At 62.4% G+C, this 11,586-nt stretch carries 12 protein-coding genes and 1 tRNA gene; 3 read left to right on the top strand and 10 right to left on the bottom strand.

The window, feature by feature from the left end:
• Positions 1 to 119: 119 nt before the first annotated feature.
• From VNS12_RS05320 to VNS12_RS05305, 4 genes are read right to left on the bottom strand one after another with little or no spacing between them, the layout of a single operon-like run.
• Complete coding sequence (locus VNS12_RS05320) at positions 120 to 950, bottom strand: metallophosphoesterase family protein (RefSeq protein WP_325486803.1); 831 nt, start codon at positions 948 to 950, stop codon at positions 120 to 122.
• Entirely contained in the window at positions 950 to 1,903 is a 954-nt protein-coding gene (locus VNS12_RS05315; protein WP_325486802.1) for a diacylglycerol/lipid kinase family protein, read from the bottom strand. Before VNS12_RS05315 ends, VNS12_RS05320 begins: the two co-directional genes overlap by 1 nt.
• 56 nt (positions 1,904 to 1,959) lie before the next feature.
• The gene (locus VNS12_RS05310; RefSeq protein ID WP_325486801.1) at positions 1,960 to 2,676 is read right to left on the bottom strand and encodes an RlmE family RNA methyltransferase; all 717 of its coding nucleotides are present in this window, start codon (positions 2,674 to 2,676) and stop codon (positions 1,960 to 1,962) included.
• Positions 2,666 to 3,865: a Ppx/GppA phosphatase family protein gene (locus VNS12_RS05305; RefSeq protein ID WP_325486800.1), complete on the bottom strand. Its 1,200-nt coding sequence runs from the start codon at positions 3,863 to 3,865 to the stop codon at positions 2,666 to 2,668. The genes VNS12_RS05310 and VNS12_RS05305 overlap by 11 nt, the downstream gene beginning before the upstream one ends.
• Positions 3,866 to 4,281: 416 nt before the next feature.
• Between VNS12_RS05305 and VNS12_RS05300 the strand changes: the two genes are divergently transcribed.
• Both VNS12_RS05300 and VNS12_RS05295 read left to right on the top strand, forming a co-directional pair.
• Positions 4,282 to 4,695, top strand: a complete 414-nt coding sequence (locus tag VNS12_RS05300; RefSeq protein ID WP_325486799.1) for a hypothetical protein — start codon at positions 4,282 to 4,284, stop codon at positions 4,693 to 4,695.
• A gap of 386 nt (positions 4,696 to 5,081) precedes the next feature.
• Positions 5,082 to 5,747 carry an outer membrane protein gene (locus VNS12_RS05295; protein ID WP_325486798.1) on the top strand — a complete coding sequence of 222 codons (666 nt, stop codon included), beginning with the start codon at positions 5,082 to 5,084 and terminating at the stop codon, positions 5,745 to 5,747.
• Positions 5,748 to 5,889: 142 nt separating this feature from the next.
• Here the strand turns inward: VNS12_RS05295 and VNS12_RS05290 are convergent, their stop codons facing one another.
• Complete coding sequence (locus VNS12_RS05290; RefSeq protein WP_325486797.1) at positions 5,890 to 6,198, bottom strand: hypothetical protein; 309 nt, start codon at positions 6,196 to 6,198, stop codon at positions 5,890 to 5,892.
• A 298-nt stretch (positions 6,199 to 6,496) separates the two neighbouring features.
• On the opposite strand from VNS12_RS05290, the gene VNS12_RS05285 reads away from it, so the two are divergent.
• Positions 6,497 to 6,570 (top strand) — tRNA-Gln (locus VNS12_RS05285).
• Between the two features lie 125 nt (positions 6,571 to 6,695).
• Here the strand turns inward: VNS12_RS05285 and VNS12_RS05280 are convergent.
• From VNS12_RS05280 to VNS12_RS05260, 5 genes are read right to left on the bottom strand one after another with little or no spacing between them, the layout of a single operon-like run.
• Positions 6,696 to 7,658, bottom strand: coding sequence for an ABC transporter substrate-binding protein (locus VNS12_RS05280; RefSeq protein ID WP_325486796.1), 963 nt, complete (start codon positions 7,656 to 7,658; stop codon positions 6,696 to 6,698).
• Between the two features lie 19 nt (positions 7,659 to 7,677).
• On the bottom strand, positions 7,678 to 8,637 hold the full coding sequence (locus VNS12_RS05275; protein ID WP_325486795.1) for an ABC transporter substrate-binding protein: 960 nt from the start codon (positions 8,635 to 8,637) through the stop codon (positions 7,678 to 7,680).
• Positions 8,638 to 8,692: 55 nt separating this feature from the next.
• Positions 8,693 to 9,598 (bottom strand): sucrase ferredoxin, encoded by a 906-nt coding sequence (locus VNS12_RS05270; RefSeq protein WP_325486794.1) that lies wholly within the window; start codon positions 9,596 to 9,598, stop codon positions 8,693 to 8,695.
• A 17-nt stretch (positions 9,599 to 9,615) separates the two neighbouring features.
• Positions 9,616 to 10,572, bottom strand: coding sequence for an ABC transporter substrate-binding protein (locus tag VNS12_RS05265; RefSeq protein WP_325486793.1), 957 nt, complete (start codon positions 10,570 to 10,572; stop codon positions 9,616 to 9,618).
• A gap of 50 nt (positions 10,573 to 10,622) precedes the next feature.
• A complete protein-coding gene (locus tag VNS12_RS05260; protein WP_325486792.1) occupies positions 10,623 to 11,585 on the bottom strand; it encodes an ABC transporter substrate-binding protein in 963 nt (320 codons plus the stop codon).
• Position 11,586 lies beyond the last annotated feature (1 nt).

Genomic DNA, 11,586 nt, shown 5'->3' with positions numbered 1-11,586 from the left:
CCCGGGATCCAGTATGCTCGGAGGTGCGGGAAGATTGCGAACGCTGCGACAGGCCCCCCTCGCCCGTGTGGGGAGAGGGGGAACAGGCAGCGGTGGTGGAGGAACGGTTACATCGCCCGCTAAGCGACTTCGGCGGTCTTTTCGCGGGTGGTCCAGTCGTGACCCAGCCATTCACGGACGCGGATGGTGATGGTGCCGTCGACGATGTCGATGAGGTTGTAGGCGTTGGGTTCGCCGCGTAACCGGGTGGAAGTGGCGGAGGCGGCCTGGGCGACGAGGATGTGGCCTTCGGCACTTTCGCGCGGGCCGGAGGGCGCGGCGGAGCGGATTTCGCCAGCGTGTTCGTGGCGGCGCACATAGGACATGTGAAAATGGCCCGAGAGCACCAATCGCACCCCGAGACGGGCGAACGTCGCCAGCGCGCGATCGGCGCGGCGGACCCGGTTCTGGTGCCGCATCATCGGCTCTTGCGGATGCATGAGGGGGTGGTGGGCCACAACGATCCGAACGGCATCAGCCGGGGCCGCGAGAAACCGGCGTTCGAGCTCGGACAATTGCTGGCGGGAGATGGCCCCGTCTGACCAGTTCAGCCCGGTCAGGTTGGCGCGACGCGAGGTCTTGAGGCCAGCAATGGCAACCCCATTATTTGACAGGAACGGCTCAAGATCAGGGGCGATGTAGCTCCGATAGAGGCCGTAGGGATTGAAAAACCGGCGCAGCATGTTGCGCTCGGGCACGTCATGGTTGCCGGGAACCGAAAGGCTGGGTGCGGGGAGACTGTCGAGAAATGCGCGCGCGCGGATGAATTCGGGGCGACTGCCGACCTGGGTAAAATCGCCCGAAACCACCACCAGATCGGGGGATTGCGTGGCAATCTCGTCGCTCAGAGCCGCGACCACGGCCTCGTCATGGCGACCGAAATGCAGGTCTGACAAATGAACAAGCCGCATCAGGCCGGCTGCCCGGCGGTGTCTGGCGACGCAGTCTGGCCCGCTGCCGATCTGGCGGGGGCGAGGATGGTCAGCGCGCGGGGGTGGATGGAAAATTCGAGCGGGACTTGCATCGAAGTGACCTCTCCGTCGATCATCAGTTGCAGTCGCGGCTTGCGCGAGCGGATGGTGACCCGGCGCGCCGACGAGATTTCAAGAACGTCATCATCGCGCCAATGGCCGGCAACCATGCCCGCCGAGAGGCGCAGCAGATCCAAGACGCGCAAATGGCGCAGCACATATACGGTGAGCAGCCCGGTATCGAGGCGCTCGCGATGGAAAAAGCGCCCCGGCCCTTCATCATAGGAATTGGAGGCGACGGCGATGGCCTGCACCCGCTCGATCCGGGCCGCGCCATCTTCGGGGGTGATCTCCAGCGCGATGCGGCGGGCGCGGGAGACGCGGCGGAAGAAATAGCGCAGATAGCCGACGAGAGCCGCGCCGCCCTGCCCGCGAATTTTCTCCCGGCCTGCGGCAAGTTCGGGGATGACGCCGATCACCGCCTTGTGCAGAAAGATCTGGCCGTTGACTTCGGACACATCGATCTCCACCGGCTCCAGACCGGCGAGCGCTTCGATGCCCTCTTCCAGGTCGAGGGATAGGCCCAGATCGCGGGCCAGCAGATTGGCCGTGCCCAGCGGCAGAACGGCGAGGCTCTTGCCGGACGCGCCGGACTGGACGATGGCGGCGGCAAGGGCCGTGGCGGTGCCATCGCCCCCGGCGGCGATGATAGTATCGGCATCGCTGGCCAGCGCCCGCTCGATCCGCCGGGAGAGGTCGGCGTCGGGATCGGCGTCGATGGTCACATCGAGCCCCTGGGCGGAAAACAGGGATTTGAGATCATCAGCAGAAACGCCAAGCGCCTGCACGGTGCCGGAATTGACGTTGAGAACAAGATGATAGCGGCGCGGCATCGACGGCCCCAAAAAGCGGTTGCGTTGTGGCGACAACGCAGCGCGCGGCGAAAGGTTCAGTCCTGCCGCTCCCCCCTGAACCCGCGGGCGACGAGATAGGTTTCGGCGGATTCGGCGCGGCTGGCGGGTGGCTTGGCGTGAAAGGTCGAGGCAAAATTGCGCTTGAGCATGGCCAGCAGCTCATGCTCGGTGCCGCCCTGAAACACCTTGGCGACGAAGGTGCCGCCCGGCGCGAGAACATCGAGGGCGAAATCGGCAGCGATTTCAACCAGCGCGATGATGCGCAAATGGTCGGTGGGCCGATGTCCGGTTGTGGGCGCGGCCATGTCCGAGAGCACCACATCGGCCTTGTGGCCGCCCAGCAGATCGATCAGCGCCTGGGGCGCGTCATCGTCGGTGAAATCCTTTTGCAGCAGCAGGGCGCCGGGTACCGGATCCATTTCCAGATAGTCGATACCGACCACGGTGGGATTCTCCGGGGTGGAGCGGACCGCCTTGACGGCGACCTGACACCAGCCGCCCGGAGCGGCCCCCAGATCGACAACCCGCATGCCGGGTTTAAACAAGGTGTGACGCTCATCGAGCTCAAGCAGCTTATAGGCGGAGCGCGCGCGCCAGCCTTCGGCGCGAGCCCGGGCGACGTAGGGGTCGTTGAGCTGGCGCTGCAGCCACAGAGTCGACGACATCGAGCGCTTGCGCGCGGTCTTGACCTGGGTTTTGAGGTCGCGCGTTCCGCGACGGCCGGAGCCTTTTCCGGTGGGTTTACTTGGCATTGGCCCCTCCCCTGCGCAGACGGCCCGGACGGCCCCGCATCCACACACGATCTTCAGACATCATCGAAACCAAAAGCCCTTCGCGCAAACCGCGATCGGCGACGCGGATGCGCTGGCAGGGCCATTCGCGCCGCAGCGCCTCAAAAATCGCACAGCCGGGAATGACCAGATCGGCCCGCTCGCGGCCAATACACGGATTGGCCACCCGCTTGTCATAATTCATCGCCAGCAGCACCCGCATGGTCGCATCCACATCTTCCGAGCGCATCCACAAGCCATCGACCTTGGCGCGCTCATAGCGTTCGAGACCAAGGTGCAGGCCGGCCAGCGTGGTGACCGTGCCGGAGGTCCCGAGGAAGTGAACCGGATGGGTGGCCAGCATTTCCCGCAACTTTTCACGGCCCCGGAAATGGCGGAGCTGTTCGGTGACATGGCCGACCATGGCTTCAAAAATTTCGGGGGTGACATCCACGCCGCCGAATTTTTCCGCAATGGTCACCACCCCGACCGGCAGCGATTGCCAGGAGCGGATCGACGCCGACATCTTGCCCTGATTGCGCGGGCGCCCGCCCCGGAAATCGAGCCAGGCCAGTTCCGAAGAGCCACCGCCGATATCGAACAGGATCGCGCCCGGGGCATCGGTCTCGATCAGATCGGCGCAGCCGGTGACGGCGAGTTCGGCTTCGGTCTTGCGATCGACGACCTCGAATTCCAACCCGACCTCGCGCTTGATCCGGGAGAGAAAGGCGGTGGAATTGTGGGCCGAACGGCAGGCTTCGGTGGCGATGATGCGCGCGCGCACGCCATCATGCTGAGCCAGCTTGGCGCGGCAGAGTTTGAGCGCTTCGACTGTCCGGTCCATGGCCGCTTCCGACAACCGCCCGGTCTGGCTGAGCCCCTCGCCCAGCCGGACGATGCGCGAAAACCCATCGAGCACGCGAAAACCGTTTTCAGTAGGGCGCGCGATCAGCAGCCGGCAATTGTTGGTTCCCAGATCGAGCGCCGCATAGACCGGCGCGCGCTTCTTGCGCTGACCTCCGGCCTTGGGGTGAGACGTCCACCGCGGACCGCGCTTGGCACCCGGATGCGCCTTTGCGTCGTCGCGTTCATGCCGAACAGGTTCGGCCACACGCTCACGCGCATGGGTGCCGACCTTCGACAGGGCGGTGGACCGACGTGGATCGGTCAACTCGGGTATCTCCGTTCTGCCTGGTCGCCCGGTCGGCAGGGCCGGGAACGCGGGTCTCACCGCTAGCTTCCAAACCCGTTCAGGCTGGCGCCCAAGGCAGATCATTTCACTTTCCCGACAAGGGTAGTCCAACATCGCGCGTAACGCAACGACCGCGGTGAACGAACCGGCCGTGGCCCGCGTCAATTTCCTGCCACAAACATCCAGTTAATCGCCAGTCCATGGGTGGGGGCCGCAATAGAGATGCCCTCGGAACGTATGTTCGCGAGACGTTGGCCCCCTGTTGCGGAATATCCGTCAGTGAACCTGTGGCCGGTATGGCGCGCAGAGTTCAGCGGCTTGACCTCAACACGCGCCGTCACAGCTGAATTTGTGGACTGTATTCGAGCTGCCGGCGCCAAGGACAATATTTCGCAATGCGTCTTGTCTTCGTGCTCTTTATGGCTGTCACGTCGTTGGCTGCGCTTTCGCCCGCCAAGGCCGGGGACGCCCAGACGGTAATCGGCGTCATGCTCAGTGAACTGGGCGCCGCCCGCCCCTCGGGCTGCCCGGGACGATGGTGCGCCTGCTATCTCGACACGGTGCTGGCCCGCTCCGGCCTGCTGCCCACCGGCTCCAACAAAGCCCGCGATTTCGCCAGTTACGGCGCCCAGGCCGAACCAGGGGCGGTCGGCTCGATCATGGTGATGGCTAATCATGTAGGGGTCGTGGTCGGAGATTGCGGCAACGGTCAGGTGCAGATCGTGTCGGGCAATTACTCCAACACCGTGGCGCTGGGGTGTTACAATCCAAGCCGGGCCATCGCCTGGCGCGCGCCGGTGCAGCAATAGGGCTGGCGCTCTGAAAAAGCCGCGTCTGGAGTGGCCCTGAAGCCGTGTTTACGGGTGTCCTCGCGACGACTGGGGACCATATGGCATTGCGGAGCAATAGTCTTTGCTTGTGTGGGAAAATACGCAGATCAACTGCTTCAACGCGCCTCTCTACTGCATGCAAAATTTATATTTCTAGCAATTAACCAGTATTCCAGATCGATCCCCAATCGTCAGCGACCACGCTTCTTACAATCCTGACCGGAAAAGACGACTCGTTTGACAGACTTAAAGCACGTGACCTTTTAGCAACAAATGACTTGCCATTAACAACATCCGTACAACCCCTCTTTGACTCCGTGGCGAAAGCAAGGCACGAATATGGTCCGGACAATGGAGCATAGATCATGAAGACGTTACTTACTGTTTCTGCCATGACTGCCTTGATTGTGGCGACCCCCGCCCTTTCCGCCGACCCTATCCGGCCCATGCCGATACCGGTCGTGCCCGTGGTTGATTCGTCCTCCATCTGGGATGGATTCTATGCCGGTCTGAATGTGGGATATGGCTGGGGGACATGGAGTGCCGACACAGGAGCGGTCGTTGACACGTATGATATAGAGGGCTGGCTCGGCGGCGCGCAGGTCGGCTATAACTTTGCCAATGGCGGCATGGTGTTCGGCGTAGAGGCTGACATTCAGGCGGCCGACATCAGTGGGACCTTCAGCAACGCGAACATCGGCGATGCTGAATTTGGCATTCAGTCCTTCGGAACTGTGCGGGCGCGGATCGGCGCGGATGCCGGATCCTTCATGCCTTACATTACCGGCGGCCTTGCCTATGGAAGCCTGCATTTCAAACTGACCGACCCCGCAGGCGCTGTCGTGAACGACGAAAGCCAATGGGCCTGGGGTTGGACGGTGGGCGCTGGCATCGAGGCCATGCTGGCTGACAATATCTCGGTCAAAGGCGAATACCTCTATATCGACCTCGGCACCCCGACATTCGCTGCCGGTTTCGATGGATCCGCCAACGCCCATACGGCCCGGCTTGGTGTGAACTTCCACTTCTAGAATCTACCCGCCCTCCTCTTGCACGGGGGACAGGCGGTCCGGGGTCTGGCGAAAGCCGGGCCCCTTTTTCTTGGCCGCAAAGGCGAGCTATGTTGCGGGTTGCGGGGCTGGGCGACAGATGTTTTTACACCAGCTCTTACGGTTAGCGCGCGCGAGGCCCGGCGGGCACGAGCATTTTCGATGAAATGGCGATCGGCACGACGATTTGTCCAGCACCGCTGGTCACATCATCAACGGTGCTCATGCCGCCATGGGCGGCGCAGGCGGCGATAACCACTGATTCCTCTGGCTCGCTGCCATCATCGAGGACGCCAACGGTGATCCCGTCATTGCACATCCAGGATACGGTGCCGTCCTGCCAATAATGCAGTTTATAGGCCTGTGCTTGCGAAACGCCAGCCAGTGACACGAAAGCACCGAAGACGATTGCGATAACAGTTCTTGCGGTCATTTCAGTTTCCTCTCCACTTTGCTCCGATCGACTTTCGACCGTCTGGAGAGCATGACTGCCTCACATTGAAGTGATGATGAGGACACCGTTCATTTTACATTTAACTACTGTCCCCGCTATAGACTCTGGTGAAAAGATATAATGAGACCCGATCGCAATCTCCTGAAAATGGGGTCTTGATCGACAGAGCAAATGTGCTACAAGGCGGCACCAGATGGAAACGGGGTTTGGTCGTTCAAACTCCAACTTGCCTTACCTCCTGCTACCGATACGGTAAGGCACTGATCCACAAGGCTTTTGGGGAATAGGTTAACGGTAGACCCACGGACTCTGACTCCGTTAGTCCTGGTTCGAATCCAGGTTCCCCAGCCAGCCCTTTTCATAGAAAAATTGATGAAATTTCCGGCACTTACGCGGGTGTTCTGTTGGTGTGCGTGTTATTTTCGGGCCGGGCGCTGCCGCCCGGTCCGTGATGCTCTAGCTTGTTGTTGGCGCGTTTAGTCGGGCATGGGCTCGAAATGGCGGCCGCTGATGTGGGAGATGACGGTGTAGGCCATCACGCCCAGTGCGTAGTAAGACGAGGCAGAGGCCTCCTCGCGCGGCATGATGATCATCTGGTTTTCCCGGCAGGCGTGCAGATAATCGCAGAAATTGGGCATGACCAGCTCCAGATGACCCACGGCGTCGTCGGGGGTTTCGAGCGTGTCGGTGCGGTAGGTAACAAACAGGAAATCGGCATCGAGCTCGGGCAACGTTTCGGCGCTCATGCGTTCGAACTGGCCTTCGGCGATGGCCTCGACCCGATCGGGGAACCGAAAGCCGGCGTCGCGCAACACGCGGCCCAGCCCGGCATAGGTGTGCCAGGACAGCACCTCGCCATCCACACCCTGAATCACGTTGACCGAAATGGTTTCGGTATCGATCAGCCGCTTGATCTGCTCGATCTGACCCTCATAACGTCCTTCGAGAATGTCCAGCTGATCCGTGGTGCCGGTGATTTCAGCAAGCACATCATACATGCCAAAATCGCCGCGAATGCTATCATCGAGCACGATGGTCGGCGCGATCGCAGCCAGCTGTTCGACGGGTGTGTTCTGCCATGGCGTGGTGATGATCAGGTCGGGCTCGGCAACCGCAACGGCCTCGATATCAACCGGGTTGTTGCCGACAAAGGTGATGTCTGAATTGTCGAAATCGACACCGGTGAGCACCTTGGACGAGCGGATGAAGCCCTCACCCGTTTCCGTCGTCCGCCCATGGCTGGCAACGGGATAGACGCCCAGCTCAAGCAGCGGAATGGTGATCGAGAGGTCCTGAAGCGACGCGATGCGCTGCGGATTGGCGGGGATTTCCACCGTGCGTCCTGCGTCATCGGTGAAGCTGCGCGTGTCCTGGGCAAGGGCCGGGCTGGCCAGCAGAATAATTGCGCACACGGTGCTGGCGAGTTTGAAAAAGGTCATGGTCTGGTTCTCTTTCGGGTTATTGGGCAAGGGCATCAAGGTGACGTCCGGAAATGGCGGCAAGGACCGCCGACGCCATCATGCCGGCGGCGGTGTAGGAGCGGGCGACGGCGTCTTCGCGCGGGAGCAGAACAAGCCGCTCCCCTGCGCAGGCGGTGAGGAACTGACAAAAGCTCGGGGTCAGCGTGGCCAGTTCGGCAATGGCATCCGCCGGGCCCATGCCGCGCGGCGCGTCATAGGTGAGGAACATGAAATCGGCATCGAAAGCCTGCAGCTCTTCGCCCGAAAAGAACTCGCGTTCGCTCCCCTCGACGGCATCGACCACCGGGGGGAAGGAAAAGCCGGCGTCGCGCAGCACTTTGCCGAGCACGCCATAGGTGTGCCAGGCCGCGATCTGACCTTCCTGAGTGAGGATGATCGACGCGGAAATATCGCGCCCGGCGAGAACGTTGCGAATCTGGTCGATCTGGCTTTCGTAGCGCGATTTAAGGATATCGAGCCGGTCTTCGGTGCCGGTCAGGGCAGCGATGCCCTCGAAACTCGCCAACTGGCCGCGCATGTCGTCTTCGACCACAACCGTGGGTGCGATCGACTGGAGCTGGTCGAGCGGGGTCTGCTGGAAGGCGGCGGTGATGATCAAATCGGGTTCCAGCGCCGCGATGGCCTCCAGATCGGCGGGTGAGCCACCGACATCGACGATCCCCGAATTGGCAAAGGTAACGCCGGTGAGCGTCGCCGCGCCCCGCATATAGGGCCCATCTTCACCACTCCGGCTGAAGGCACCGACCGGCATGATGCCCAGTTCGATCAGTGGCGTGGTCAGCGAGCTGTCGTGGAGGGTAACGATCCTTTGCGGGTGGCTCGGGACCTCGACCGTGCGTCCGGCGTCATCGGTGAAGGAACGGGTTTCCTGGGCGCTTGCCGGCAGCGCAGCGATCAGCGCCGCTGCTGCCACCGCGCTCAGAAGGGACGATTTCATATCTACCTCACGGGTTTAAAGGGATTAGAAAAAGGCAGGTGAGGACTGCCGGTGATCACGATGCCTGTGAGAGTTGCTCCAGGCACCATCGGAGTTCGTGACTGCCGCCGCCTTCGGCGACGACACCGCAATTGCCCTGAATGTGGAACATTCGGGCGCGCAGCAGGATATCGAGGCGGTCTTCCCCCAGATCGGCGGAAAACTGCAATTGGTCACCGTCCCGTGCGGTTGCGGGCACTTTGGCTGTGTTGAGCCGCAAAGCGTTTGCGGGTTTCTGGCGATCGGCGGCCCAGCGCAGGGCGGCCAGTTCGGCCACCTGGGCCGGCTCCGGCAGATCGGCGCGCCCTTTGTACGCCGGCAAGTAGATCGCGCCGCGCGACAGGGCTTCGAGAAACGCCGGAGCGTCGTCGGCGGTCAGCCGGCCATAGCGCTGGCGGTTTGGCAGGACGATCACCGAAGCCGCAAAACGGCAGCCGCCGATATGGGTGGCCTGAACGATATGGAACCGGCTTGGATCGGCGATGGCGACCAGCGCCTTGTAGGTCGAAAACCCAAAGCGGGCACAACAGGCGTCGCGACGGGAATCGGTGCAGACCACGATCACCGTTCGCGGATCGGGTGTACCGGGGAACGGGGTGCCATCGACATAGGCGTCGATCGCGTCGATCAGCGCCTGTTCGGAAGCAAAATCGGCGGAGACCGCCTCGGGCTGGGCCATCAGTTGGGGCAGGCCCTGGCTGTCACCGACCCGATCGACCAGAGCGACATGGACCTGGGCCAGAGCCGCCCGATGAATGGAGGCTGCGAGGGCGGCGCTCATATCGACCGATTCCCAGCGCGGCGTCCGCCATTTGGCCCGCGGCCAGGCCAGCAACAGCGCCCGCTCGGGCGCATCGCCGGTGCCTTCGTGCGGCTCGCCCCGCTCAAGGCAAAGATCGCGGCAAAAGACGTGGCTGGCCATCGGTCTCGCCTCTAGTCCTAAAATGGGGTGAAGGGCCGCGCGGCGATGTGGGTTTCGACCATTTCCAGCGCCAGATCCAGCGAGGCCATCGCCGAGCCAAATGTGAGGCCGGGCAGCAGGATGAACTGTCCGTTCTGACAGGCGGTCAGTGCCTGACACCAGCCGGGGGCGAAGGTTTCATAAGCGGCGGTGACCGTTTGCGGGGTGGCATCGGGCTGCTGGCGGTAGAAGCCGAAGATGAAATCAGCGTCCAGATTCTCGATCAATTCGGCGCTGTAGCTGATCTGGCTTTCGGCCAGTGTGGCGACCGCCTCGGGCTGGGAAAAGCCCACATCGGCGATGACCTGGCTGATGGCGCCCAGCCCGCTTTTGTACACCCAGAGTTCCTCGCCTTGGGGAAACATGAAGGTCAACGTCACCGAAATGTCGGAGGGGTCACCGATAAAAGATTGCAGCCGCGCGACATTGTCGAGATAGCGATCGTAGCGGGCGTCGAAGGTGGCCGCCGTGCCGCTGGCGTCGGCGAGGGTTCGGATGGTGTCGACGAGACCCAATTGGCTGTTGTCGATGACCAGAGTGGGGGCGATGGACTGAAGCTGGTCGACCACGGCTGTGTCGGTATAGGGCCCGCCGATGATCAGGTCGGGCTCCAGCGCCGCAATGGCCTCGAAATCGAGACCATTGAAGGTGCCCACGAACGCGATGTCCGTGTTGGAAAAATCGATGCCCAGGGTGTCCATGCCCCCGCGCATGAAGGCGTTGCCGTCGGCGTCGAGCCGTCCGGCGCTGCCCACCACCGGTGCGCCCATCTCATAGAGCGGCAGTGTCAGGATCTGGTCGTTGAGGGCCACGATACGCTGGGGAGCGACAGGAATGTCGAACGTCCCGTTGTCGGCAGTGAACGGGCGGGTGTCCTCAGCGTGAACCGCCATCGGCAGGGCCATCAGCAGGGCAATGGTTAAAAAACGGATCATTTTGGTCCTCGAAGATACGGGCTGGGTACTTTGCTGACGGACGGGGCTAGTCACGGGGCGATCGGCACCTCGGTTGCGGGGTCGCCGTCAATCGCCAACTCGATCGAGGGTTCGAGCACGTCGAGGGCGTAGGGCAGGCTCAGAAGAGACGTGTGGCTGAGGGCGCTGGTCACCAGCGGTCCCAGAATGACCTCACGGCCCTGTTTGACCGCATCGAGGGTGGGGCGAAAAATCGCGTTCTCGATGGGCTCGACGCCCTCGTCGGCGAACCAGATCAGGACATCGGCATCGAAGGCTTCGGGGCGTTCCTCGGACACTTCGACCGAGAAGGCACCGGGCTGCGAGAGCGCAATGACCTCGGGGTGGTTGACCAGCCCCATCTGGTTGAGGAACTGCACCCGTGGGTCGGAAACCGTATAGACGTGGCTTGCACCCTCCCAGATGGTGCCCAAAGTGACCGTCTGCCCGGCCCAGTCGGGGTGACGCTCCGCGATTGCGGCCAACGCGTCCCCGATGGCCTGGACCTGGGCCTGGGCCTCCTGCTCCATCCCGATGGCGCGGCCCGCGATCAGGGCCTGGTCGTCCCAGGTCAGCGCGTAATCTCCGACGCCTTCAGGCACGGCGATGACCGGCGCGATGGCCGAGAGCAACTGATAGTCCCTGTCGGTGATGCCCGAATACAGCGCAATGATCACGTCCGGCTCGGCCGCCGCGATCTGCTCGAAATTGAGATCGCCGCGAAGGACTTCCGGCGTGCTGGTGAGCAGTTCTTCTGCCCAGGGCCAGACGTCGTATCCCCCGAACCAGTAGCGGATCGTCACCGGCTGGACGCCGAGCGCCAGCAGATTATCGGCCCCGTTGTAATCGATTGTGGCAACCCGAACGGGCTTTGCCTCGATGGTGCTGGCCCCGAATTTATGCTCGATGGTCAGGGGAAATTCCTGGGCCATCGATGGCATCGCCACAGCTATGGCAACGGCGGCGAAAACGATGCGAGAAGCAGGTGCTTTCATG

This window comes from Pelagibacterium sp., from assembly GCF_035555455.1.
GTDB lineage: Bacteria > Pseudomonadota > Alphaproteobacteria > Rhizobiales > Devosiaceae > Pelagibacterium.
The sequence above is the reverse complement of the archived record's forward strand: the minus strand, read 5'-3'. Positions and strand labels throughout refer to the sequence as shown.

Excerpts from the sequence above, each read along its gene's own strand:
- VNS12_RS05275 (WP_325486795.1), bottom strand. The coding sequence starts at position 8,637 with ATGAAATCGTCCCTTCTGAGCGCGGTGGCAGCAGCGGCGCTGATCGCT.
- VNS12_RS05315 (WP_325486802.1), bottom strand. The coding sequence starts at position 1,903 with ATGCCGCGCCGCTATCATCTTGTTCTCAACGTCAATTCCGGCACCGTG.
- VNS12_RS05265 (WP_325486793.1), bottom strand. The coding sequence starts at position 10,572 with ATGATCCGTTTTTTAACCATTGCCCTGCTGATGGCCCTGCCGATGGCG.
- VNS12_RS05280 (WP_325486796.1), bottom strand. The coding sequence starts at position 7,658 with ATGACCTTTTTCAAACTCGCCAGCACCGTGTGCGCAATTATTCTGCTG.
- VNS12_RS05310 (WP_325486801.1), bottom strand. The coding sequence starts at position 2,676 with ATGCCAAGTAAACCCACCGGAAAAGGCTCCGGCCGTCGCGGAACGCGC.
- VNS12_RS05300 (WP_325486799.1), top strand. The coding sequence starts at position 4,282 with ATGCGTCTTGTCTTCGTGCTCTTTATGGCTGTCACGTCGTTGGCTGCG.
- VNS12_RS05295 (WP_325486798.1), top strand. The coding sequence starts at position 5,082 with ATGAAGACGTTACTTACTGTTTCTGCCATGACTGCCTTGATTGTGGCG.
- VNS12_RS05320 (WP_325486803.1), bottom strand. The coding sequence starts at position 950 with ATGCGGCTTGTTCATTTGTCAGACCTGCATTTCGGTCGCCATGACGAG.
- VNS12_RS05290 (WP_325486797.1), bottom strand. The coding sequence starts at position 6,198 with ATGACCGCAAGAACTGTTATCGCAATCGTCTTCGGTGCTTTCGTGTCA.
- VNS12_RS05260 (WP_325486792.1), bottom strand. The coding sequence starts at position 11,585 with ATGAAAGCACCTGCTTCTCGCATCGTTTTCGCCGCCGTTGCCATAGCT.
- VNS12_RS05270 (WP_325486794.1), bottom strand. The coding sequence starts at position 9,598 with ATGGCCAGCCACGTCTTTTGCCGCGATCTTTGCCTTGAGCGGGGCGAG.